The sequence below is a fragment of the Ensifer sp. EB106-05-01-XG146 genome (assembly GCF_058791875.1).
The window spans coordinates 1493112-1517542 of sequence record NZ_JBYTDX010000001.1 but is presented as its reverse complement, the minus strand read 5'-3'; the positions used below and the strand labels follow the sequence as shown (position 1 = coordinate 1517542).

The window sequence follows — 24431 nt, the reverse complement described above, 5'->3', positions numbered from 1 at the left end:
CTTGCGATCAGAACGGGATATCGTCGTCCATGTCGCGCGAGAAGCCGCCGCCCTGGCCGCCTTGACCGCCCTGGCCACCGCCCGAGCGACCGCCGCCAGAGGACTGGCGCGGCTGGTCGTAATCGTCGTAACCGCCGCCGCCATAGTTGCCGCCGCCGCCGAAGTCACCCGCTCCACCGCCGCCGCCACGGCTGACACCGGAGCCGCCGCCTTCGCCGCGGCCGTCAAGCATGGTCAGCGTCGAGTTGAAGCCCTGCAGCACGACTTCGGTCGAGTAACGGTCGTTGCCGTTCTGGTCCTGCCACTTGCGGGTCTGCAGCGCGCCCTCGATGTAGAGCTTGGCGCCCTTCTTCACATATTGCTCGACAACCTTGCAGAGGCCTTCGTTGAAGACCACGACCGTGTGCCATTCGGTCTTTTCCTTGCGCTCACCGCTGTTGCGGTCGCGCCAGGTCTCCGACGTTGCAATGCGCAGGTTGGCGATCGGCCGGCCGTCCTGCGTGCGCCGGATTTCCGGGTCTGCCCCGACATTTCCGATCAAGATCACCTTGTTGACGCTTCCAGCCATGTTGCTTTTCCCGTGGTTTCACCGGGCCATGGACCCGGCTTGGAATTTCAAGAGCGCGCATCTTAGCGGCCTGATGCCGCCGATACGCCCCGCCTCGCACATAATCCACAACAGTTTTGGTCGTTTTATGGGCGATTTGTTCTTTATTTGTTCTAGTATTTGGCTATGATCCTGTCAACCGACTCGAATTGGCCGCCTGTTTTGCCGATTGCGCCTCGACATGGGCGTTGGCGTCATTACATAGGGGGCTTTCAACCGACATGCAAAAGCTGGCTTCCGATGAGTGAACTCAAGACCATCTCCATTCGTGGTGCGCGCGAGCACAATCTGAAAGGCATCGACCTCGATCTGCCGCGCAACAAGCTGATCGTGATGACCGGCCTTTCCGGCTCGGGCAAGTCCTCGCTTGCTTTCGATACGATCTATGCCGAAGGCCAGCGCCGCTATGTCGAAAGCCTTTCGGCCTATGCGCGCCAGTTCCTCGAAATGATGCAGAAGCCGGACGTCGACCAGATCGACGGCCTGTCTCCGGCGATCTCGATCGAGCAGAAGACGACGTCGCGCAATCCGCGCTCGACGGTCGGTACCGTCACCGAAATCTACGACTATATGCGCCTGCTCTTTGCGCGCGTCGGGGTCCCCTATTCGCCGGCGACGGGTCTGCCGATCGAAAGCCAGACGGTGAGCCAGATGGTCGACCGGGTGCTCGAATTCGGTGAAGGCACGCGCCTCTATATTCTTGCGCCGCTCGTGCGCGGCCGCAAGGGCGAGTACAAGAAAGAACTCGCCGAACTGATGAAGAAGGGCTTTCAGCGCGTCAAGGTCGACGGCACCTTCTACGAGATCGCCGAGGTGCCCGCACTCGACAAGAAGTACAAGCATGACATCGACGTCGTGGTCGACCGCGTGGTCGTGCGGCCCGACCTCGCCTCGCGCCTTGCCGACAGCCTTGAGACCTGCCTGACGCTCGCCGATGGCCTCGCAGTCGCCGAATTCGCCGACAAGCCGCTGCCACCCGAGGAGACCGCTGCCGGCGGCTCGGCCAACAAGTCGCTGAACGAAACCCACGAGCGCGTGCTGTTTTCGGAAAAGTTCGCCTGCCCGGTTTCCGGCTTCACCATTTCCGAGATCGAGCCGCGGCTGTTCTCGTTCAACAACCCCTTCGGCGCGTGCCCGACCTGCGACGGTCTCGGCAGCCAGCAGAAGATCGACACGGCGCTGATCGTGCCGGAAGAGCACCGGACGCTGCGCGACGGCGCAATTGCGCCCTGGGCGAAATCCTCCTCTCCCTACTACAACCAGACGCTGGAAGCGCTCGGCAAGGTCTTCGGCTTCAAACTCGGCAGCCGCTGGAACGAGCTGTCGACTGCGGCGCAGAACGCGATCCTGCACGGAACGGAAGAGAAGATCGTCTTCCATTACGAGGACGGTGCCCGCTCCTACAACACCACCAAGAACTTCGAGGGCATCGTGCCCAATCTCGAACGCCGCTGGAAGGAAACCGACAGCGCCTGGGCGCGCGAGGAGATCGAGCGCTACATGTCGGCTGCGCCCTGCCCGGCTTGCGCCGGTTTCCGCCTGAAGCCGGAGGCGCTGGCGGTCAAGATCGACAAGCTGCATATCGGTCAGGTGACCGAAATGTCGATCCGCGTTGCACGCGACTGGTTCGAGGTCCTGCCGGAGCATCTGAATGCCAAGCAGAACGAAATCGCCGTCCGCATCCTGAAGGAAATCCGTGACCGACTGCGCTTCCTCAACGACGTCGGTCTCGAATATCTGAGCCTGTCGCGCAATTCCGGAACGCTCTCAGGCGGTGAAAGCCAGCGCATTCGGCTGGCTTCGCAGATCGGCTCCGGCCTCACCGGCGTTCTCTACGTGCTCGACGAGCCGTCGATCGGCTTGCACCAGCGCGACAACGCCCGCCTGCTGGACACGCTTCGGCATCTGCGCGACATCGGCAACACGGTGATCGTCGTCGAACATGACGAAGACGCGATCCTGACGTCCGACTATGTCGTCGATATCGGCCCGGCTGCCGGCATCCATGGCGGCGAAGTCATCGCGCAAGGGTCGCCGTCGGACATCATGGCCAATCCGAAATCGCTGACCGGCAAGTATCTGTCCGGCGAGCTTTCGGTTGCCGTTCCCTCCGAACGCCGCAAGCCGAAGAAGAAAAAGGAAATCACCGTCGTCGGCGCCCGCGCCAACAACCTGAAGAACGTCACCGCCTCGATCCCGCTCGGCGTCTTCACCGCCGTTACCGGTGTCTCCGGCGGCGGCAAGTCGACCTTCCTGATCGAGACGCTCTACAAGGCCGCCGCCCGCCGCATCATGGGCGCGCGCGAAAACCCGGCCGAGCACGACCGCATCGATGGCTTCGAGCATATCGACAAGGTGATCGACATCGACCAGTCGCCGATCGGTCGTACCCCGCGCTCGAACCCGGCAACCTATACCGGCGCCTTCACGCCGATCCGTGACTGGTTCGCCGGCCTGCCGGAAGCCAAGGCACGCGGATATCAGCCGGGCCGGTTTTCCTTCAACGTCAAGGGCGGCCGCTGCGAGGCCTGCCAAGGCGACGGCGTCATCAAGATCGAGATGCACTTCCTGCCGGATGTCTACGTCACCTGCGACGTTTGCCACGGCAAGCGCTACAACCGCGAAACGCTCGACGTGCATTTCAAGGGCAAGTCGATCGCCGACGTGCTCGACATGACCGTCGAGGAAGGCGTCGACTTTTTCGCCGCCGTTCCCTCGGTGCGCGACAAGCTCGTCACGCTCAACCAGGTCGGCCTCGGCTATATCAAGGTCGGCCAGCAGGCCAACACGCTCTCGGGCGGTGAGGCCCAGCGCGTCAAGCTCGCCAAGGAACTGTCGAAGCGCTCGACCGGTCGCACGCTCTACATTCTCGACGAGCCGACCACCGGCCTGCATTTCCACGATGTCGCAAAGCTTCTTGAAGTTCTGCATGAGCTCGTCAACCAGGGCAATTCGGTCGTCGTCATCGAGCACAATCTCGAAGTCATCAAGACTGCCGACTGGGTGATCGACTTCGGCCCTGAAGGCGGCGACGGCGGCGGCGAAGTCATCGCCAAGGGCACGCCGGAAGACGTGGTCAAGGAAAAGCGGTCGTATACCGGCCAGTTCCTGAAGGAGCTGCTGGAGCGCCGGCCGATGAAGAAGGTCGAAGCAGCAGAGTAAGTCTGCCGATCTGGTCGGCGCGCTTTAGGAGTGATCACGGCATGATGCGGCCTGCTCGTCTGGAAGATCTGGCCGCCGTGCAAAGCGTGACGGAGGCGGCCTATGAGCCCTATCGGGCGCTCTTTGGTGGGCCGCCGCTCCCGGTCACCGAGGACTACGCGCCTCGCATCCTTCGCGACGAGGTCTGGCTTCGGGAGCGAGATGAGGTTGTCTCGGCGCTTGCCGTTTTCGAACGGCACGCCGATCACCTTATGATCTTCAGCCTTGCGGTTGCCCCGGCCTATCAGCGCCAGGGGTTCGGCATCGAATTGCTGCGCTTCGTGGATGCCAAAGCGGCCGAGTGGGGCTTGCCGGAGGTGCGGCTCTACACCAATTCACGCATGGAGCGAAACATCGCGCTCTATCGCGCCTATGGATTTCAAGAAACGGGTCGCCGACCCAATCCCTATCGTCCAGGGTGGGCACTCGTGGACATGACGAAATCGATCAAAGACTGAAAAGCACGCGGTCAAGCGATGGCCGTTGTTGAGGAGGATGGCATGGCAAAATCCGGAAAGATCCGCGTTGGTATCGGCGGCTGGACCTTCGAGCCCTGGGAAGGCACCTTCTATCCCGACACGCTGGCAAAGAAGCGGCAGCTCGAATATGCCGGCAAGCAGTTGCGGGCAATCGAGGTGAACGGCACCTACTATTCGTCGCAGAAGCCGGAGACCTTCGCCAAGTGGGCGTCGGAAGTGCCTGATGATTTCATCTTCTCCCTGAAGGCGAGCCGCTTCGTCACCAACCGCAAGGTTCTCTCGGAAGCCGGTGAATCCATGGAGCGATTCCTGACGCAGGGACTGACCGAGCTTGGGCCTCATCTCGGCCCCATCCTCTGGCAGTTTGCGCCGACGAAGAAGTTCGAGCCCGACGATTTCGAAGGCTTTTTGAAGCTTCTGCCGGATAAGCAGGACGGCTTGCCGCTGCGCCATGTGGTCGAGGTCCGCAACCCGACCTTTCAGTCTCCGGATTTTGTCTCCCTGTTGGAGAAATACGGCGTCGCCGTGGTGCTCGCCGAGCATGCGGACTATCCGATGATCGCCGATGTCACTGCCGATTTTGTCTATCTGCGCCTGCAAAAGGGCAGCGACGACATCAAGACTTGCTATGCTGCCGACAAGCTCGACCTCTGGGCCGAGCGTGCCAAGGCGTTTGCGGCGGGCGACGAGCCGAGTGGGCTTGAAAAAAGTGCGCCTGATCGCACGGCCAAGAAGGAGCCGCGTGACGTGTTTGCCTACTTCATCACCGAGGGCAAGGTGAATGCGCCGAACGGCGCACGCGAGCTGCAAAAGCGCGTCGATTGAGATCAGCAGGGCCAGACCGCGCGCAGACGCGTCTGGCCCGCCTAGGGCGCATCCGCGCCCGAGAGCCCCACCACGCTTGGAGTTTCGGGCCTGTCGCAAGGCGTTGATGTTCAGGCGTGCTGAGGCCGCGCCGACGTCGGCTGCGAACCAAATGCCGGTGCTTACGGGCCCGCCAAAAAACGAATCACTGCCCCACCCATATCGCTTTCACCGATGCAACCGAGCCTGCTGTAAGGGACACTTTTTATGCGGGTTTTTACCCGTCAAAATTTCGATTGCGTGCCGACCGTTGCGTCAGTCTCACAGGCAACCTCCGGAAGTGCCTGATTTTCATGGCGTTGACCGATGTCCCCGTTTTCCACAGCCGGTCCACACAACATCTAGGGCTCAAACTTCCGTCACAAACCACCCCTTGACGCCTCCGGACGATTCACGGTTAATGGATTTCACGTTGCAACGGCGGCGGACCGGATTGTTCAAGTCCCGGTTCCTCTCCCCAAATCGGCGGTTCTGAAAGGCGGCAGTCATGGATTTCACCATGGGGTCGCCCTGAGGATTTCTGTGCGATTTTTCGGGTCCACCGGGGCAATATTTGGCTGGCATCAAGAAGTTGTTGATACTATATTTAGTATTTGCAGACAGCCTATCTCACAAGATACAGGGTCACCCAATTATGGGTTTCTCTCCAAGGACGGAAGCTGAGACTGGCTGCGGGATGCCCTCGCGGCCGGGCGGGGACAATTGCGCCTGTGGCGGGCGCTAGGCAACACGAAGGACCAGGGACAATGAAGATCGAACGTCGTTTCACAAAAGCCGGGCAATCCGCCTATGCGGAGATCGAATTCCGCAAGGCTACGAGTGAAATCAAGAACCCCGATGGTTCGATCGTTTTCCGCCTTGCCGATATCGACGTGCCGGCTCAGTTCAGCCAGGTTGCCGCCGACATTCTCGCCCAGAAGTATTTCCGCAAGGCCGGCGTTCCCGCCAAGATGAAGCGCGTCGAGGAGAACGATGTCCCCTCCTTCCTCTGGCGCGCGGTTCCCGACACGGATGCGCTGAAGGCGCTGCCGAAGGATGAGCAGTACGGTTCCGAAACCGATGCCCGTCAGGTCTTCGATCGCCTGGCCGGCACCTGGGCCTATTGGGGCTGGAAGGGCGGCTACTTCGACACCGAGGAAGACGCTTCGGCCTTCCAGGACGAACTTGCCTACATGCTCGCCACCCAGCGCGTCGCGCCGAACTCGCCGCAATGGTTCAACACCGGCCTGCACTGGGCCTACGGCATCGACGGCCCCGGCCAAGGCCACTTCTATGTCGACCCGTTTACCGGCAAGCTGACCAAGTCCAAGTCGGCCTATGAGCATCCGCAGCCGCATGCCTGCTTCATCCAGTCGGTCGGTGACGATCTCGTCAACGAAGGCGGCATCATGGATCTGTGGGTGCGTGAAGCGCGCCTGTTCAAGTACGGTTCTGGTACCGGCTCCAACTTCTCTTATCTGCGCAGCGAAGGCGAAAAGCTCTCGGGCGGCGGCAAGTCCTCCGGCCTGATGTCGTTCCTGAAGATCGGCGACCGTGCTGCCGGTGCCATCAAGTCGGGCGGCACCACCCGCCGCGCTGCGAAGATGGTCGTCGTCGACATCGACCATCCGGATATCGAGGAATACATCAACTGGAAGGTCAAGGAAGAGCAGAAGGTTGCCGCCCTCGTCACCGGTTCCAAGGTCGTCGCCAAGCATCTGAAGGCGATCATGAAGGCCTGCGTCAACTGCGAAGGCACCGACGACGCCTGCTATGACCCGAAGCAGAACCCGGCGCTGAAGCGCGAAATCCGCGCCGCCAAGCAGGCGCTGGTTCCGGAAAACTACGTCCAGCGCGTTATCCAGTTCGCGAAGCAAGGCTACAAGGACCTTGAGTTCAAGACCTACGACACCGACTGGGATTCGGAAGCCTACCTCACGGTTTCGGGACAGAACTCCAACAACTCGGTCTCGATCAAGGACGACTTCCTGCGCGCCGTCGAAGCCGATGGCGACTGGCACCTGACCGCCCGCAAGGACGGCCGCGTCATGAAGACGCTGAAGGCACGCGACCTCTGGGAATCGATCTCCTACGCCGCCTGGGCGTCGGCCGATCCGGGCCTGCACTTCAACACGACGATGAACGACTGGCACACGAGCCCCGCTGCCGGCCCGATCCGCGCATCGAACCCGTGCTCGGAGTACATGTTCCTCGACGACACCGCCTGCAACCTCGCCTCCCTGAACCTGATGATGTTCAAGGATGCGGCGACCAAGCGCATCAACATCGCAGACTACGAGCACGCCGTCCGCCTGTGGACGATCGTTCTCGAAGTCTCGGTCATGATGGCGCAGTTCCCGTCCCGCGAGATTGCCGAGCTTTCCTACGAATACCGCACGCTCGGCCTTGGCTACGCCAACATCGGCGGCCTCTTGATGTCCTCGGGCATTCCCTATGACTCGACCGAAGGCCGCGCCATCGCCGGTGCGCTGACGGCGATCATGACCGGTGTCTCCTATGCCACCTCGGCCGAGATGGCCGAAAAGCTCGGTCCGTTCCCGGGCTTTGCGCCAAACCGCGACAACATGCTGCGCGTCATCCGCAACCATCGCCGCGCCGCCTATGGCGAGACGACCGGTTACGAAGCGCTTTCGGTCAACCCGGTCGCGCTCATCCATGCCGACAATCCGGACCAGGACCTCGTCATCCACGCCATGAGCGCCTGGGACAAGGCACTGGAACTCGGCGAAAAGCACGGCTATCGCAACGCCCAGGCAACGGTTATCGCGCCGACCGGCACGATCGGCCTCGTCATGGACTGCGACACGACCGGCATCGAACCTGACTTCGCGCTGGTCAAGTTCAAGAAGCTCGCCGGCGGCGGCTACTTCAAGATCATCAACCGCGCCGTTCCGGAAGCGCTGCGCTCTCTCGGCTACAGCGAAAGCCAGATCGCCGAAATCGAAGCTTACGCAGTCGGTCACGGCAACCTGAACCAGGCTCCGGCGATCAACCCGTCGACACTGAAGGCCAAGGGCTTCACCGACGAGAAGGTGGAAGCCGTCAACGCCGCCCTGAAGTCCGCTTTCGACATCAAGTTCGTCTTCAACCAGTGGACGCTCGGCGCCGACTTCCTCAAGGGCACGCTGAAGGTCTCCGACGAACAGCTCGCTGCGATGGACTTCAACCTGCTCGACCACATGGGCTTCTCCAAGAAGGACATCGAAGCGGCGAACATTCACGTCTGCGGCGCGATGACACTCGAAGGTGCACCGTTCCTGAAGAACGAGCACCTGCCCGTCTTCGATTGCGCCAACCCCTGCGGCAAGATCGGCAAGCGTTATCTCTCGGTCGAAAGCCACATCCGCATGATGGCGGCCGCCCAGCCGTTCATCTCGGGCGCGATCTCCAAGACGATCAACATGCCGAACGAGGCGACCGTCGAGGACTGCAAGAACGCCTACATGCTTTCGTGGAAGCTGGCGCTGAAGGCAAACGCGCTCTACCGTGACGGCTCCAAGCTGTCGCAGCCGCTGAACGCCTCGCTGATCGAGGACGACAAGGACGAGGATGCGCTGGAGGATCTGATCCAGGCGCCCGCCGCCGCCCAGGCCGTCACCATCACCGAGAAGATCGTCGAGCGCGTCATCGAGAAGGTGATCCGCGCCCGCGAAAAGCTGCCGAACCGCCGCCAGGGCTACACCCAGAAGGCCGTCGTCGGTGGTCACAAGGTGTATCTGCGCACCGGCGAATTCGGTGACGGCCGCCTCGGCGAGATCTTCATCGACATGCACAAGGAAGGGGCCGCCTTCCGTGCGATGATGAACAACTTTGCCATCGCCATCTCGCTCGGCCTGCAGTACGGCGTGCCGCTCGAAGAATATGTGGAGGCCTTCACCTTCACCAAGTTCGAGCCGGCCGGCATGGTCCAGGGCAACGACGCGATCAAGAACGCGACGTCGATCCTCGACTACGTCTTCCGCGAACTGGCGGTTTCCTATCTCGGCCGTCACGACCTCGCCCATGTCGACACGTCAGACTTCGGCAATACCGCGCTCGGCAAGGGCATTCAGGAAGGCAAGACCAACCTGATCTCGACCGGCTGGACCCGCGGCTACAAGCCGACGATCGTCGGTGGCACCGGTGACCGGGCCTCCAGCGAGCCGAAGGGCTCGTCGACGGCAGCCCCTGCCCGCGCCTCCTCTGGCGCAACCGTGACGGCGATCGCCGGAAACACGGTGCGCAAGATCGAGACGACGACGGCGATCGCAACGTCCGAAATCGTCGCCTTCAAGCGCGACTATGAAGAGCGCGCTGCGGAACTGGCAGAAGAGATCGCCGACGAAGTCGAGCAGGAAGTAACCGCCCTCTTCTCCGACAAGGCGGCCGCCGAAGCGGCATCGGCCAAGTCGGACGCCAAGAAGGTGGAAGCTGAGCGCCGCGCCCGCTCGATCATGCAGGGCTACACCGGCAACATGTGCACCGAATGCCAAAACTTCACGATGGTGCGCAACGGTACCTGCGAGAAGTGCGACACCTGCGGCGCGACGAGCGGCTGCAGCTAAGCGGCCCGTCGTCGTTGATGACGACGACGACCACCATCATTGCCAACCCGAGGTTTTCCTCGGGTTGGATTTCTCTAGAGAACAAAACGAGAATTTATAGACCGAACCACCATTCGACCAAGTTCCCATCATGCTCACCCCGATCATAGACATCCTTCTCGAAGACCCCAGTCAGAATGACCTCAGCGGCATCGTTGCGCCGCTGGATGCCTATAACGATGCCCATAGCGGCATGGTCGATCTGCCCGGTTTTGCAATCGTGCTTCGCGATCCGGAGACGAAAGTCGCGACGGGCGGGCTCTATGCGACGGATGGCTATGGCTGGGCCTTTATCCGTTACCTCGCCGTCCCTGATGAGTACCGCGGCCAGGGCCTTGGCCGGCGCCTTGTCGAAGAAGCGGAGAAGATCGCGCGCCAGCGCGGCTATGTCGGCCTTTGGCTCGACACCTTCGAATTCCAGGCCAGGCCCTTTTATGAAAAACTCGGCTTCGAAGTTTTCGGCGAGCTTGAAGGTGGTGATGGGGCGATTGCGCGCTACTTTCTAAAGAAGCGATTCTGACGCCGGAAAGCCACGATCCGAAGAAGCAACCGCGCTTTGGGGGCCCGAAAGCGAGAGTATGCGGCTGCCCCAACGGTATACACGGCCCGACGCCTATTCCGGACGGACGCCCTTGTTGCCCTGTAGCGCGTTTGTGGTCACCCGAATCGCCGGCTGCCGTTTACGTCCTTGCCGATGATCTCCCGGATAATGGTCAGGGTTTCCTTCGCCGCCTCCCTGGGTGCGAGTGCGGTATCGGCGACGTTGCTGACCAGCTTCGTCATATCGTGATCGATATCCTTCTCAGCCCAACGCTTGCCCTTCGCAACCGTGATGTAGACCGAGTAGGCGTGGTGCATGGTTCCGGGCCGCTCGCCGATGATGTGGAGAATTCCGCGAAACGTGTTGGGATCGGCGTCGGCAAACAGCATCTCGCCAATCCGGTAGCCGGCCCGCACTCTGCCGCTGGTGACCAGGATATTCTTGTCGCTCACCGACACGCCGGCATCGCCGAGCAGCCTGCGCATCTCCTCCAGGTAGGGCGAAAGATGGCCGTCATCCATGATGGCCTTGGCGTTCAGACCATCTGAGATGACAATCTGGCCCTTGGGCATATCGCCTTTCCAGGACGTCCTGATCGCGTCAATCGCCCTGATTGAGTCCGGGCTCAGCGTTTCACCGGTCGTCGGATGCGCGATGTAGTCGTTCCGGTCCTTGGACAGGGTGCGAACCGGAACGACGCTGGGCACTGCCGCTATGAACTCCGGCGTAAGCTCGGCCCAAAGAGAGAGTTTGGCGTCGTCATAAAGACCCCTCACTTTCGTCGCGAGCGTCGGGTTGAGATCCCATATCTTCTCACCGTGGCCCGTGGCCAGGTCGACGCCTCTTGCCTCGACCTCCGTCATCATCCGCCTGCCCTCGGCGTAAACGGAGTCCTTGGAGCGCTTGTCCCCCTTGGCGAGGCGGTACTGATAATAGACCCAAAGAGGATCGCCGTATTTTGACGTGTAGCTGTTGTCCTTGCCGATAATTCCAAGGCGTTTGTAGAAATCCCACATCGCATCGTTGACCTTGAAGCCGAACTTATCCCTCACGCGTACGTGGTCCTGAAATGCGGTCGTGAGATAGCTCAACATCGGGTCGTTCTTGGTCGGCAGAGCAATCAGATAGGCCGGATTGGCCGGCATGATCTGATCCTGGCACCAATCCAGATCGTCCAGGCTGACGGTCATGTGCAGGGTCGTGCATATATCGAGACCGATGGTCAGCCCATGGAGCTTGCCCATGACCATGTCCTCGAGGCAGCACCGAACGAGTTGTTCTCGGCTCTTGAAGACCTCCGGCCCAATGAAGCCGGCAACATCGTTGACATGCAGCCATGCGCCTTTCGGCTGCACTTTCGCAAGCTCCATGCCGACAGCCCGGCTGAACCCGTACTTCCGGGACTCAAGCACCATCATGTCGACGCCGTTTGCCGCGCCGTTGGTGAATTCCGAGCCCTGTCCGGTTTCGAAGTAAAGGCCGTACCGCTCCCCTGCCTTGGCGCGCGCATATTTCAGGATCTTCTCATTGGTGATGTCGAAGATCTTGTTGCAATCATCCGTACCGGCAAGGCTCTGGAACACGGTGGAAACTGTGCCGGGGAAGTCTTCGCTTACCTCACCTTGGACGTCGATGTGAGCGAGCACGCACCACGGAATGACGTCGACCAGCTTGAACGTATCCACGATGTCCTTGAGCGCCCGCTCCACCGTGACGACGCTGTCGACGGTGCTGTCCACCGGGTTGGTGCCGATGACGATGTCGCCGGTCGCATAGGAAAACGCATCGAAGACCTGCCACATGATGTCGTCGGGGTGGTCGGTCGGCGAATTCGGCTGGATACGTGCGCCCATGTATCCCTTGGCGCCCAACTTGGTGCCGGGCATGACATTGAAAATCTTCTGGCTGACGGCGATCAACTCTTCATTGCTCATCAGCTTCGGCACGCAGCCGATGGTATCGCTGGTCAGGCCATGCATGACGCCTTTGATCTCATCTTCCGATTTGGTCAGAAGAAATTCCTTCAGCTGGCCCATCGTCCAATCTTTCAGCTTTTCTTGTTGAGCCCTGTCGGTGGTCTGCCAAATCAGTCGTTGCAGATCGTCCTCAAACAGCGGGTGCTGATCGAGGTCTGCGATCTTCGTTCTTGCCAGGAGGGCTCGGGCGTTCGTTCGGGACGTATCATTTTCCGCAGCCACGGCGATCGTCTGGTCTCCTTCCTTGAACGCATTCGCGCATCCCAGAACCTGCCGATAGGTCGTCTCGTCAAAGCCGCCCTTGATCCTGCTGATATAGGCAAAGACGTCCTCATCCTGCTTCACGTCGTCGATCACGAGGTTGCTTGGGCCTGGCGCAGCACGGGCAGCATGACTGTAGGCTGTTAGCGTGGCCGCCGCAGTTCCCGCCACTAGCAGGAGATCGCGCCTGGACAGTGCATGCTGGTCTGAGAACATGCCTTTGCTCATTGCCATTTCCTTTCTGCAAAAGGTCTATCGGCATCTCGCCCGACGGCCCTCTGGTGACCGGCGATCTAAGGAAGGCGCATAAGAGTAAATGCTCGACACGTGTCCCTTAGGCATCGACACGGACCCGGCGAGCCTCGACCAGCCGGGCCTGTCAAAGTCGACTACTGCAGGCTCATCACGATGCGACCGTCGATCTTCCCGGCTTCCATGCGGCGGAAGATCTCGTTGATATTCTCGAGGCTATCCCACGAGAAATGCGGCGCGACTTTGCCTTCAGCGGCGAACTGGAGCGACTCTTCCAGGTCCTGGCGGGTGCCGACGATCGATCCACGCACGGTGATGCGCTTAAGAACAGTCTCAAAGACCGGCACCGAGATCATACCTGGGGGCAGGCCGACGAGCGCCATGGTGCCGCGCGAACGCAGGAAACCGAACGCCTGTTCCATCGCAGCGGGCGAGACTGCAGTCACAAGCGCTCCATGCACGCCGCCGGTGGCCTTGATCACCTGCTCGACCGCATCCTTGGCCTTGCCGTTGACTGTCAGGTCGGCGCCCAATTGCTTTGCAAGTGCCAGCTTGTCGTCGAAGATGTCCGCCGCGACGACATGCATGCCCATCGCCTTTGCGTACTGCACGGCCATGTGGCCAAGCCCCCCGATGCCGGAGATGGCAACCCATTCACCGGGACGGACTTCCGTTTCCTTCAACCCCTTGTAAACGGTGACCCCGGCACACAGAACCGGCGCGGCAGGACCGAACTCCAGCCCATTGGGCAGGCTGCCGACGAAATCAGGATCCGCCAGGCCATATTCGGCGAACGTCCCGTTGACCGAGTATCCCGTGTTCGACTGGGCCGCACACAGCGTCTCCCAACCGGTGCGGCAATGCGGACAGTAGCCGCAGGCGCTGTGAAGCCAGGGAACGCCGACCCTGTCGCCCTCTTTCACTCTTTTGACACCGGCGCCGACCGCCGAGACATAGCCGACCCCCTCGTGCCCGGGAATGAACGGTGGGCTGGGCTTCACCGGCGAGTCGCCATTTGCAGCATGGAGATCGGTATGGCAAACGCCCGTTGCTTCGTATTTCACCAGGATCTGTCCCGGCTGCGGCGTGGGCACTGCCACTTCCTCGATCGTCAGGGGCGCGCCGAATTGCCGAACGACGGCTGCCTTCATCGCCTGAGCCATTTGCCAATCCTCCTCCAATCGCCGGGCCACGGAGAGGTTTCTTATGGGAACAGTGGGCCGGCAGGGGCCTATCTCACATACGAAAATCGTGTAATTGGCTCGAGCATCATGGCGCTCACAGCCAGTGCCCGGACGTCATTTCCTGCTTGGCGTATACCGCCAACACTTCAACGCGGTTCACGTAGCGCCATCGTCAGGTTGCAGCGTAAACCCGCCGGCAGAGTTCGACAATGGGTGGAGTGCAGAAGCGGTTCAGAGACCGACCGCCTTCGGCGCCCGGCCGGATCGAACAACGCATATCGTGCAACGGCGTTCGAGCGGGCGCGCTGGCGCGCGTATTGACAGGATCGGCGCCGGTCGTGTTGACTGAATGCTACGGGGCCGTAGCTCAGTTGGGAGAGCGCCGCAATCGCACTGCGGAGGTCGAGGGTTCGACTCCCTTCGGCTCCACCAAAACGATCAGTAGGTGCCCGGTTGCCGAGGTATCGGAACAGCGGCTGATTTGTCATCAGCAGATCGCCAGTTCGAGTCTCTCTGGGGACACCACCATGCTAAGCCACCGTCCGGCCTTCGCGAAACGCTGCCCGATCCCGTGGCCACCTGTTTTCAGAGGCTGAACGGATCCCGCGCCGATCGCTTCTCGCTCGGTGCACTGAACGGGTCGGCTTTCTTCTCCTTGGACTTGCGGCCCTCGTCGGCGATAATCTCGTCGACCGCCCGCTGGCATTTCATCAGCTCGTCGGCCGCCGGGCCGGTGCCGCGCAGGCTGAGATTCGCGATGACGCGATCTTCAAACGCGATGGCCAAGGCCCGCTTGCGCACGAAGCCCGTCAGGAACTCGGCGTCGGTGACGTTCACGAACAGAAACTTTCCGCTCGCATCACCGGCAGCGGTCGCCGAAGCGCTCCAGGGATCGGTCTTGTCGAAGTGGAAGGTCAGGTCGTACTCTTTGCCGACCTCGAGCGACCTCCAGTCGTCGCTGGCGAAGCTCATATAGAGCGGCGACTCGGAGCCCTTGGGATAGAACCCAAGGCGCAAGGTGACCCCGCCGTCGAATACCGACGAGATGAAGCAGGAGCCCTCCATCGAGGTGTCGGAAGCAACGGTCCAGCCGTCGACATCCTTCCACTTGATGATTTCGGACTCCTCAGCCGCGGCCGATCCCGCGGCGATCAGACAGCTTACCAATCCGACCAGCAATCTACGCATGCAAAACCCCCGTTTGCCCGCATTTTGATAGGTCCCCGCATCGCTGTCGAGGGTGCCTAGCCGATCCCAGGCAATATTTTAGGAATATTCACCTCTCCGCGGCAAGCGGACTGCCCATCACATGGCGAAAGGATCTTTCGATGACTTGGTCTGGCCGCCGCCGGCAAAGGGATCGTTGTTCGGCGCATTGCCACCGGCGCCCGCAAAGGGATCGTTCGCCGCTCCCTGATCGCCATTCGGGATCAAGGCGCTCACCGCCTCCTGGCACTTGAACATCTCGCTTACCGCCTTCATCGAATCACGCAGGCTGAGGCTCGCGACGACGCGCCCCTCGAAGGCCAGCGCCAAGGTGTTCTTGCGAACGAACTCGGTAAAGAAGTCGGTGTTGGAAAAGTTGACGACAAGGGCCTTGGCGCCGGTCAGATCAACACCGAACGCAACGGCCGGCCACTGACGACCACGGTCGAGCTGCAAGGCAACATCGTATTCCCGCTGCGGCTCGATGGATTTCCATTCGGCATTGCCGATCGAAAGAAACGCCAGGTTCGTCGATCCCCGCGGATAAAAGCCGATACGAAGGATAGCGCCGGCGTCATAGCTCGTCGCCGCGTAACACGAGCCTCCCAGGGAAGGATCGGATCCCACCGTCCAGGCGTTGATCCGTTTCCAGATATTCGAACGCCCTTCTTCGGCAGACGCCGCTCCAGCCGTGAGCAACAGGCCGAGCACCACCAACGACAATCTATGCATGCAACCACCCCACTTTCCACGCAAAGTTATCTTTTTTTAGAGGCCTGTCGAGACGGTGAAGGCCCTTCCCCGCAGGGATTTTTGCGCGCCCCAGGCCCGATGCGAAAGCTGGCAGCTCCGATGCATTCTCCGCGCCGGTCCATGAAGAACGGCCGAGACGAGGTTGAGATGGAGCGGCTGGCGCAAATCAGCCACAGCCTGCGGGCAAAGAGCTGTTGAACATGGCAGAGTGATCGCCATGCTTGCTGGACTTCGGAACGAAAGCGCGGTTCACATCGTTTACCAACCCGTAGTCCCACCCCTTCATCAAGTGGACGATCACCGTGCTTGCCGCCCTGCTTCTCGCTTCGATAGTCGCATCGCCCAATATGCCTGACGTCAAGCTCAGTGCCGCGACGGTGGATGAACTCCAGACCGATTTCGAACGGGCCGTGCCGTGCCATCAGATCGATGGACGCAATGTTTGGAAGGGCGCGCTCGCGTTCTACATCCAGTCCTTCGTTTATGACGGCGATACGCCCGTTGCGACCGATGCGGCCGACGCAGTGCTTCCGGAAGACAACAGCGCCGAAACGGTGAAGGAGTTCGAAGACGCCTGCTCGGCCTCGCAAGCGACTTAAGTCTCTCCGCGAAGAGAGCCGCGATTCGTTCGAATCACGCGCGCGACCGGCCTGCCCGGCGCTGTTTTGGGACGCAACCGTCGCCGAAAACCGCCCCGCTCCCGCAAAAGTGACCAATCGCCCCCACAGAAGCAGCCAATTGCCTGAATTCACGGAATTTTAGGCACTTGCGGAACACATATGGAACAGATAGTGTCTGTTCTTGATTTGTTTCACGCCTCTGGAGCGACGTGCCATGCTGACCCGCAAGCAACAGGAATTGCTTCTGTTCATCCACGAACGCATGAAGGAGTCGGGCGTACCGCCGTCTTTCGATGAAATGAAGGATGCGCTCGACCTGGCGTCGAAGTCCGGCATTCACCGTTTGATCACGGCGCTCGAAGAGCGCGGGTTCATTCGCCGGTTGCCGAACCGGGCGCGCGCGCTCGAAGTCATCAAGCTTCCGGAAGCCTACGCCGCCGGCCAGCAACAGCCGCGCAGAGGCTTCTCGCCGAGCGTGATCGAGGGCAGCCTCGGAAAGCCGCCGGCCGCCGCTCCTGCCACGCCGAAGCCGGCGCCGGTCGCCGAAAGCACGTCTGTTTCCGTCCCGGTGATGGGCCGCATCGCTGCCGGCGTGCCGATCTCGGCGATCCAGAACAACACCCATGACATTACCGTTCCGCTCGACATGATCGGCAGCGGCGAGCATTACGCCCTCGAAGTAAAGGGCGATTCGATGATCGAGGCCGGCATCTTCGATGGCGACACGGTGATCATCCGCAACGGCAACTCGGCCAATCCCGGCGACATCATCGTGGCGCTCGTGGACGACGAGGAAGCGACGCTGAAGCGCTTCCGTCGCAAGGGCGCGTCGATTGCGCTCGAAGCGGCCAACCCCGCCTACGAGACGCGCATTTTCGGACCGGATCGCGTGAAAATCCAGGGCAAGCTCGTCGGGCTGATCCGCCGCTACCATTGAATTCCAGGCAGAACGCCGAATCAAAAGAGCCTCGCCACTGAAAGTGGCGAGGCTCTTTCCATTTAAGGCGACCTGAAATCCAGATCGCTTATTCGTGGATCGTGTATTCGCCGAGTTCGCAGAGATCCTGCGTGTCCTCGGTCGTATCGAGGGCCGAGCCTTCCTCGAATTCGAATCGCATGTCGTATTTGCAGACGTCCCGCCCGTCGGCAATGGTGATCTCCATGCTCTCGCCGGGGTTCAGGACCTGCCGACCGAAAACATCGTCTTCCCATTCATTGACGCCGACCGGCGACGTATAGAAATTCGTCAGTACCGCGCCGGTGTTGTTCTTCAGCTGGAAAACCAGGTCGTCCGCGCGCGCCTCCATAGCGGTCGCCGCAAAACACGCCAACGCCGTCAGGATCAGTCTCTTTTTCATTGATGCCATTGCCTCCGTTCTTAATGTTGACGGACGCTACCGATGCGGTTGATCTCAGCGGAGTCATCGTTCCCCCTCTACCGAATTCACCGAAGCGATAAGATCCGACGGAGGCATAGGAGACGTGGCTTGCGCGGACGTGTCGCGAATTTTACCGCGCTGCCCTAAGGCAGAACGCCAAACCAAATTTAACGAGGTGAGATTTTTGGAGGCCTCGCCCGGAATTGAACCGGGGTACAAGGATTTGCAGTCCTCTGCGTCACCACTCCGCCACGAGGCCTCACAGCTCGGATAACCAAGCGTTGGCGCGGATTTAGAATGATTGCAGAAAAACCGCAAGAGGCATTTTCTGAAAAACGCGCCGTCGAATTGCAGGACGGATACTTTCCACAGAACGATCGACGATGTCCGCCGATCGTCTCCCAGCTGATCTCAGCACCAGGGCGTCGGGCGCCCTTCCCACGGCCGCACGAGCCCCTCGGAAACGAGTACACGTCCAAGAGATTGGTCACCGCGGGTGACCAGGCGCAGTTTCTCGCCGGCCTTGGCATCTGATCGCCCTCCCGCCGAGATCAGCCTGAAGTCGCCTGCATTCAGCAATTCGCGCAGGCGCTGCTTGGCGTAGAAGCCGCGCGAACGCTCCTTGTCGCAGCTTGCCTGGCGGATTCGCGGTGCATCGACATCGGCGACGCGGATCGTCTCGCCATGGAAGACGAAGGTCGCGCCATCGATCACGCAGTTGTCGTTGCGAATGCCGCAAAAATAGAACTGATCGGTACGGATGGATGCCGTCTTCACCTCTTCATTCGGCCGCACGAGAGGGGTTGGCGGCGTGACGCCGACATTCACCGACGGCACCGGGGCGGCCAGGACAACCTTCGTCGCCGGGTTGGGCTTCGGATTTGGTTTGTGCCTATCCGCCTGCTGCGCAACGCGCTCCTGCGCTTCAGGAACCGCGCGCTGAGGCTTCGGCTTCGTTTCCGATCGCGATGCAAAGGCCATGACATCGGAAACCACCGGCCAGTGCCGCAACTCGGCGCGATGGTCGTGGGCCATGACGCCGCCAAGGGTGAGCGCTGCGGCCAGATACCACGGCGCCATGCCGCCCTGTTTGCTGGTGCTTCGGCCCGAACTGCGGCGTCGACGTTTCGTAGTGGCTTTGGCCATCGGTCCCCATCCTGATTCGAGACCGCATTATGCGTTTGATGGGTTGCCGAAAAGTTTTCGAGGGCACCCCAACAGAGGGGAAGACCGCGAGGAACCGGTCATTCGCCTGCGCGGCCACGGCCCTTGTTGAGAGATTCGGAATTGCTACGGGACGGCCGCGAGGAACCGAAAACTGCCGACCGCCCTGCCCTCGACAACAAGATCGTTAAATCGGCGTCCGCCTCAGGAGCCGTTCGAGGAGTTGGCCTTCCCGCGCCAGCGCGCCCACCAGACGGCCAGACGACGACGGCGGCGGCGAACCGAGGGAATGTCGTGGGAAAGCACGATCAGGCCCAACGGTATCATCCAGAAGCCCAGCACGGGCAAGAAACCGAGAAAACCACAAAACACCAGCAGCGAACCCAGCAGGATCCGCAGCAGGGGCGAGTCGGGCAACGCGATACGCCATTTTCCCAGCACGACTTGTCGTGTTTGCGGATCAATGCCGAAATGCGTCTGCTTCCTGTTTTTATTCATCATTCCCTATCCGGCGTGTTTTCCCACAATTGGGGACTTCTCCACAGCCTCGCAACGGAACTTGTCATTTTTTTTGAAAAAAGCGCTTGGCAAATCAGAAAAGCATGCGTATTAGCAGCCTCACTTCTGAAGCGCACAGCACAACAGCGGCGCGGATGATCCCTGGTAGCTCAGCGGTAGAGCATTCGACTGTTAATCGACAGGTCGCCGGTTCGAATCCGGCCCGGGGAGCCACTTTCTAAAAGAGCCATTTGCAGCGATGCGAATGGCTCTTTTTCATTTTGCACCTATGTTCTCCAAGTGATCAATCCCCAACCTCCCGATGGTTCTTTATGACAAAGGCCGCGGCGCCGCCCATCATCGTCTGGTTCCGCAAGGATCTCCGCCTGGCCGACAATCGCGCCCTCTCGGCTGCCGCCGGCGAGGCAGCCGTCATTCCCCTCTATATTCGCGAACCCGCCGACAGCGGCAACGGTCCGCTCGGGGCGGCGCAGGCGTGGTGGCTGCACCATTCGCTCGAGGCCTTGGGCGCAAGTCTCGCGCGGCACGCTTCTCGCCTCGTTCTTCGATCAGGCGCGCCGCTTGACGTGATTGTCGAGATTGCGCGCGCAAGCGGTGCGGAGCGCATCTACTGGAACCGGCGCTACGACCCGAACGGCATCGCCACGGATACCGCGCTCAAGAAGGCGCTGGCCGAGCGGGGAATCATCGCGGAGAGCTTTGCAGGACAATTGCTGCATGAGCCCATGCGGCTGCTGACGACGACGGGCGGCCCCTACCGCGTGTTCACGCCGTTCTGGCGCGCGCTCGAACTGAAAAACGAGCCAGCACCGCCGATCGACCGGCCGCACCATATCGCAGCCCCGGGAGCATGGCCGCGATCGGAACGCCTTGACGACTGGTCGCTGCTGCCGACGAAACCGGACTGGGCGGCGACATTCAGCGAGGTCTGGACGCCGGGCGAAGACGGTGCGGCCACCCGTCTCGAAGAATTCGTCGATGAGAAGCTCGACGCCTACAAACGCTGCCGCGACATTCCCGACGCGGATGGCACATCCCTGCTCTCGCCTCATCTCGCCTTTGGCGAAATTTCGCCGGCGCAGGCCTGGCATGCGGCAGCTGGGCCCCAGGCCGATAGCGGCGAAGGGGCGGCCACCTTCCGCAAGGAACTCGCCTGGCGCGAATTCTCCTATCATCTGCTGTTTCATTATCCTGAGCTTGGCCGCCGCAACCTCGACCGTCGATTCGACCGCTTCCACTGGCTGAACGACGAGGACGATTTTACTCGATGGACCAGAGGGCTCACCGGATACCCGATCGTCGATGCCGGCATGCGCCAGCTATGGCGCCACGGCTACATGCACAATCGCGTTCGCATGATTGTCGCCTCCTTTCTCATCAAGGACCTGCTCGTCGACTGGCGCAAGGGAGAAGCCTGGTTCCGTGACACGCTGGTCGACGCGGATCCGGCCAACAATGCCGCAAGCTGGCAATGGGTCGCCGGATCGGGCGCGGACGCCGCACCGTTCTTCCGCATCTTCAACCCGCTCCTGCAAGGGGAGAAATTCGATCCCGACGGTCTCTATGTGAAGCGCTTCGTGCCAGAGCTGGAGCGCCTCCACCCGCGCTATGTCCATCGCCCCTTTGCAGCGCCCGCCACGACCCTTGCCGAAGCCGGCATCGAACTCGGCACGACCTACCCGAAACCGATCGTCGACCATGCCCTTGCCCGCGATCGGGCACTGGCAGCCTTCCGGCAGATCACAAGCGCACCGGGAGTTTCCGAGGAGACGTAGAGCCTCCGGTAGAATTCCTCAGTTGGCGTCTCGCCCGATTGCGGCTAGGCTCACGTTACGGATGCAACAGCTGAGGGGGTGGTGTATGCGTAACCTGGAAGCCGATTTTGCTGCATTTGCCGGTGCGGTGGAGCTATCTTCCGAAAATCTGGCGACGGCCGTGCGGGAATTTCCGCTCAAGGCGCGCATGGTGCTTGGCGCCCTGGTGCACCTTCAGGTGGGAACGTTGATGCTCGCCACGCCAGACGGCCGCAGGCTGGTGATCAAAGGCGCCAGGGCCGGCCCCAGCGCCATCCTCAACCTCAACAACTGGAACCTGCCGCAGCGTGCTATCTCGGGCGGCACCATCGGGGCTGCGGAAAGCTACATCGACGGCGACTGGGACAGTCCCGATGTCGGCGCCTTTCTCGAACTGTTCCTCGTCAACGCCGAAATCGGCAGGAATTTTCCGAACCGTGCGCGCGGGCTCCTGCGCCTTTTCGACAAGTTCCTGCACTGGCGCAATGCCAACACCCACTCCGGCGCGCGCCGCAACATCTCGGCCCATTACGACCTCGGCAACGCCTTCTACAGCGAATGGCTGGATCCGAGCATGACCTATTCGTCTGCGCTTTATGCAACGGGCGCCAATGATCTTCGCTCAGCGCAGAAAGCCAAATACCGCGCGCTCGCGGAAGCGACGAACCTGCGCACCGGCGATCATGTGCTTGAGATCGGCTGCGGCTGGGGCGGCTTTGCCGAATTTGCGGCAACGGAAATCGGCTGCAAGATCACCGGGCTGACGATCAGCCGCGAGCAACTGGCCTTCGCACGCGAACGCATGCAGCGTGCGGGCCTTGCCGACCGGGTCGAATTGAAGTTCCAGGACTATCGTGAAGAAAGGGGTACCTATGACCGCATCGTCTCGATCGAGATGTTCGAGGCCGTCGGCGAAAAATTCTGGGCAACCTATTTCTCGCAGCTGAAGCGGTGCCTGAAACCCGGGGGCAAGGCCGGACTGCAGATCATCACGATCAAGCCCGAATCCTACGAGGAGTATCGTTCCAATCCGGATTTCATCCAGAAATACGTCTTCCCGGGCGGCATGCTGCCAACGCGCGAGCATCTGGTCGAGCTTGGCCGCAATGTCGGCCTGCAGATGATCAACGACTTCGGCTTTGGCGTCGACTATGCCCGCACACTCGGCGAATGGCGGGAGCGGTTCTGGGCGGTCTGGAACAGGATCGAGCCGCTCGGCTTCGACCTGCGCTTCAAGCGGCTGTGGGAGTTCTACTTCTACTACTGCGAGGCCGGGTTCCGTGCCCGCAACATCGACGTCCGGCAGATCGTCTTCGAGTGAAGCGCACGGCGCGTCTTTACCGCGTCACCCGTAGCGCTTAAGAGGCGGTCGATCCAAGTTTCTGTTCAAAGGTACAGCATGCGTCTTGCATGGTTTTTCCTCGCGCTCGCCATCGCGACCGAAGTGGTGGGCCTGACGGTGATGAAGGCCGCTTCCGAAAGCGGCTCCTATCTCGGCCACATCGTCATGTATGTCTCGATCGCACTCTCCTACGTCTTCCTGGCAAAGGCGGTGAAGACGATATCGGTCGGCGTCGCCTATGCGATCTGGGAAGGTTCGGGCGTCGCCATCATCACCCTGGTTTCGGTTTTCGTCTTCGGCCATGTGCTGACCGGACGCGAAATGCTCGGGCTTTCGATGGCGATCGTCGGCATCCTGCTCGTCAATGCCGGCGAGTATCATGACGAGGACGAGGCAGCGCGTGAAGGAGCCGCCGATGAGCGCGCCTAGCATCTACTTCGTTCTCGCGGTCGTGGCCGGCATCCTCGATATTGCGGCCAACCTCGCCTCGACGAAATCGGAAGGGTTCGCCCGCCGCGGCTGGGGCATCCTTTCGATTCTGCTAGTGCTCGCCGCCTTTGCCTTCCTGGCGGAAGCCATCAAGGGCATGGAGCTCGCCATCGCCTATGCCGTACTTGGCGCAACCGGGATCTTCGGGACGGCCATCTGCGGCCGCTTCCTGTTCGGTCAGAAGCTGAAGCCGATCGGCTGGGTCGGACTGGCGCTCATCTTCGGCGCGGTGCTGGTGCTTCACACCGCCTGACGCGGGCGCCCGCCGGGTCCGGCGCGCTTCTGTCCTTCCATGGCCTCCGTCTTGCCGCGGGTCAGCCAGTTCAGCAGGCGGAAATAGAGGCTGTAGGGCAGCAGGTCCATGAGCTTCACCGCGTAGGCAAACCGGCGTGGGAAGGCAATTTCGAACCTTCGCGACTTCAGGCCGGCAACGATGCGCCTTGCCGCCTCTTCACTGTTCACCGGCGCCGGTCGCAGAAAGCGAATGCGCGCGGTCCCGGGCGTATCGACGAAGCCGGGGCTGATGATCTGCAGCCGGACGCCGAGCCGGTCGAGATCGAACTTCAGGCTTTCCGCCATATTGATCAGCGCGGCCTTGGTGGCGCCATAGGCGGCACTGGTCGGCAGTCCGCCGTAGCCGGCCACCGACGAGACGATGGCGATGTGTCCGTACCCCTGCGTCTTCATGTGGTCCACCGCCGGCAAGAGACAGTTGACGACGCCGTTGAGGTTGACGGCAAAGCTCTTCTCGAAGGCCTCGCGGTGAAGCTCGTCTCCGCGCACCGGCAGCGCGACCCCGGCGTTCAGCACCACGAGTGAAAGGTGCCCGTGATCATATTCGATCGCCGCCATCACCCGCTCCATGTCGGCAGGGTCGGTGACATCGCCGTCGAGCACGGTGATCCGCCCTTCGCTTGCTGCTTCATGCTGCAGGTCCACGAGCCTGTCGTGGTTTCTCGCCGTCACGACGACGGAATAGCCTTCCCGCACCAGCGCGAGCGCCAGTGCCCGCCCGGTTCCCGAGCTTGCGCCCGTCACCCAAGCCAGTTTCTGTTCCGATTTCGTAGATTGAATACTCATCACTCACTCCTCGGCACGCGCCGGGAAACACGTACGCCCTTGCCCGACCCTTCTTCGCGGCAGCGCTCCTTGCCGCCGGCTCTCGCAGTCCCTGGAGACGATTTTTGTTCGGGACAGAGCGACGGCGAAACGCTATTT

The 24431-nt window shown here is 61.2% G+C and carries 20 protein-coding genes and 3 tRNA genes; 13 read left to right on the top strand and 10 right to left on the bottom strand.

What is annotated here, in order from left to right:
* Nucleotides 1-7 precede the first annotated feature (7 nt).
* A complete protein-coding gene (locus AC3WVQ_RS07495; RefSeq protein WP_034791264.1) occupies nucleotides 8-568 on the bottom strand; it encodes a single-stranded DNA-binding protein in 561 nt (186 codons plus the stop codon).
* Between the two features lie 279 nt (nucleotides 569-847).
* On the opposite strand from AC3WVQ_RS07495, the gene uvrA reads away from it, so the two are divergent.
* The 5 genes from uvrA to AC3WVQ_RS07470 all read left to right on the top strand — a co-directional run bounded on the left by uvrA (nucleotide 848) and on the right by AC3WVQ_RS07470 (nucleotide 10254).
* Complete coding sequence (gene uvrA, locus AC3WVQ_RS07490) at nucleotides 848-3769, top strand: excinuclease ABC subunit UvrA (protein ID WP_034791261.1); 2922 nt, start codon at nucleotides 848-850, stop codon at nucleotides 3767-3769.
* 44 nt (nucleotides 3770-3813) lie between these two features.
* Nucleotides 3814-4266, top strand: coding sequence for a GNAT family N-acetyltransferase (locus tag AC3WVQ_RS07485; protein WP_060606523.1), 453 nt, complete (start codon nucleotides 3814-3816; stop codon nucleotides 4264-4266).
* A 42-nt stretch (nucleotides 4267-4308) separates the two neighbouring features.
* Nucleotides 4309-5112 (top strand): DUF72 domain-containing protein, encoded by an 804-nt coding sequence (locus AC3WVQ_RS07480; RefSeq protein ID WP_034791394.1) that lies wholly within the window; start codon nucleotides 4309-4311, stop codon nucleotides 5110-5112.
* Between the two features lie 785 nt (nucleotides 5113-5897).
* Entirely contained in the window at nucleotides 5898-9695 is a 3798-nt protein-coding gene (locus tag AC3WVQ_RS07475; protein ID WP_089045908.1) for a vitamin B12-dependent ribonucleotide reductase, read from the top strand.
* Nucleotides 9696-9825: 130 nt separating this feature from the next.
* Complete coding sequence (locus AC3WVQ_RS07470) at nucleotides 9826-10254, top strand: GNAT family N-acetyltransferase (protein ID WP_060517123.1); 429 nt, start codon at nucleotides 9826-9828, stop codon at nucleotides 10252-10254.
* Between the two features lie 137 nt (nucleotides 10255-10391).
* On the opposite strand, the gene AC3WVQ_RS07465 is transcribed toward AC3WVQ_RS07470, so the two are convergent.
* Both AC3WVQ_RS07465 and adhP read right to left on the bottom strand, forming a co-directional pair.
* A complete protein-coding gene (locus AC3WVQ_RS07465; RefSeq protein WP_110819789.1) occupies nucleotides 10392-12740 on the bottom strand; it encodes an ethanolamine ammonia-lyase in 2349 nt (782 codons plus the stop codon).
* Nucleotides 12741-12901: 161 nt separating this feature from the next.
* Nucleotides 12902-13927, bottom strand: a complete 1026-nt coding sequence (gene adhP / locus AC3WVQ_RS07460) for an alcohol dehydrogenase AdhP (RefSeq protein WP_492382685.1) — start codon at nucleotides 13925-13927, stop codon at nucleotides 12902-12904.
* A gap of 377 nt (nucleotides 13928-14304) precedes the next feature.
* Between adhP and AC3WVQ_RS07455 the strand changes: the two genes are divergently transcribed.
* A tRNA-Ala gene (locus tag AC3WVQ_RS07455) sits at nucleotides 14305-14380 on the top strand.
* Nucleotides 14381-14533: 153 nt separating this feature from the next.
* On the opposite strand, the gene AC3WVQ_RS07450 is transcribed toward AC3WVQ_RS07455, so the two are convergent.
* Together AC3WVQ_RS07450 and AC3WVQ_RS07445 are read right to left on the bottom strand one after the other, a co-directional pair.
* Entirely contained in the window at nucleotides 14534-15127 is a 594-nt protein-coding gene (locus AC3WVQ_RS07450) for a hypothetical protein (protein WP_492382684.1), read from the bottom strand.
* 126 nt (nucleotides 15128-15253) lie between these two features.
* The gene (locus tag AC3WVQ_RS07445; protein ID WP_089045905.1) at nucleotides 15254-15871 is read right to left on the bottom strand and encodes a hypothetical protein; all 618 of its coding nucleotides are present in this window, start codon (nucleotides 15869-15871) and stop codon (nucleotides 15254-15256) included.
* 338 nt (nucleotides 15872-16209) lie between these two features.
* On the opposite strand from AC3WVQ_RS07445, the gene AC3WVQ_RS07440 reads away from it, so the two are divergent.
* Both AC3WVQ_RS07440 and lexA read left to right on the top strand, forming a co-directional pair.
* A complete protein-coding gene (locus tag AC3WVQ_RS07440; RefSeq protein ID WP_034791202.1) occupies nucleotides 16210-16506 on the top strand; it encodes a hypothetical protein in 297 nt (98 codons plus the stop codon).
* A 235-nt stretch (nucleotides 16507-16741) separates the two neighbouring features.
* Complete coding sequence (gene lexA, locus AC3WVQ_RS07435; RefSeq protein WP_034791199.1) at nucleotides 16742-17464, top strand: transcriptional repressor LexA; 723 nt, start codon at nucleotides 16742-16744, stop codon at nucleotides 17462-17464.
* An 88-nt stretch (nucleotides 17465-17552) separates the two neighbouring features.
* Here lexA and AC3WVQ_RS07430 read toward each other — a convergent pair whose 3' ends face one another.
* The 4 genes from AC3WVQ_RS07430 to AC3WVQ_RS07415 form a co-directional block, all read right to left on the bottom strand.
* Nucleotides 17553-17894, bottom strand: a complete 342-nt coding sequence (locus AC3WVQ_RS07430) for a hypothetical protein (RefSeq protein ID WP_034791197.1) — start codon at nucleotides 17892-17894, stop codon at nucleotides 17553-17555.
* Between the two features lie 197 nt (nucleotides 17895-18091).
* A tRNA-Cys gene (locus tag AC3WVQ_RS07425) sits at nucleotides 18092-18165 on the bottom strand.
* Nucleotides 18166-18317: 152 nt separating this feature from the next.
* Nucleotides 18318-19052 carry a thermonuclease family protein gene (locus AC3WVQ_RS07420; RefSeq protein ID WP_090295536.1) on the bottom strand — a complete coding sequence of 245 codons (735 nt, stop codon included), beginning with the start codon at nucleotides 19050-19052 and terminating at the stop codon, nucleotides 18318-18320.
* A 222-nt stretch (nucleotides 19053-19274) separates the two neighbouring features.
* A complete protein-coding gene (locus AC3WVQ_RS07415; protein ID WP_090295787.1) occupies nucleotides 19275-19568 on the bottom strand; it encodes a hypothetical protein in 294 nt (97 codons plus the stop codon).
* Nucleotides 19569-19727: 159 nt separating this feature from the next.
* Between AC3WVQ_RS07415 and AC3WVQ_RS07410 the strand changes: the two genes are divergently transcribed.
* The 5 genes from AC3WVQ_RS07410 (at nucleotide 19728) to AC3WVQ_RS07390 (ending at nucleotide 23466) form a co-directional block, all read left to right on the top strand.
* A tRNA-Asn gene (locus AC3WVQ_RS07410) sits at nucleotides 19728-19802 on the top strand.
* 98 nt (nucleotides 19803-19900) lie between these two features.
* Nucleotides 19901-21364, top strand: a complete 1464-nt coding sequence (locus AC3WVQ_RS07405) for a cryptochrome/photolyase family protein (protein WP_090295538.1) — start codon at nucleotides 19901-19903, stop codon at nucleotides 21362-21364.
* Nucleotides 21365-21449: 85 nt separating this feature from the next.
* A complete protein-coding gene (locus tag AC3WVQ_RS07400; RefSeq protein ID WP_090295540.1) occupies nucleotides 21450-22703 on the top strand; it encodes an SAM-dependent methyltransferase in 1254 nt (417 codons plus the stop codon).
* A 78-nt stretch (nucleotides 22704-22781) separates the two neighbouring features.
* The gene (locus tag AC3WVQ_RS07395; RefSeq protein WP_060517105.1) at nucleotides 22782-23153 is read left to right on the top strand and encodes an SMR family transporter; all 372 of its coding nucleotides are present in this window, start codon (nucleotides 22782-22784) and stop codon (nucleotides 23151-23153) included.
* Nucleotides 23140-23466, top strand: a complete 327-nt coding sequence (locus tag AC3WVQ_RS07390; protein WP_034791131.1) for an SMR family transporter — start codon at nucleotides 23140-23142, stop codon at nucleotides 23464-23466. The genes AC3WVQ_RS07395 and AC3WVQ_RS07390 overlap by 14 nt, the downstream gene beginning before the upstream one ends.
* Here the strand turns inward: AC3WVQ_RS07390 and AC3WVQ_RS07385 are convergent.
* A complete protein-coding gene (locus tag AC3WVQ_RS07385; RefSeq protein WP_090295543.1) occupies nucleotides 23454-24293 on the bottom strand; it encodes an SDR family NAD(P)-dependent oxidoreductase in 840 nt (279 codons plus the stop codon). The genes AC3WVQ_RS07390 and AC3WVQ_RS07385 overlap by 13 nt on opposite strands.
* Nucleotides 24294-24431: the final 138 nt, after the last annotated feature.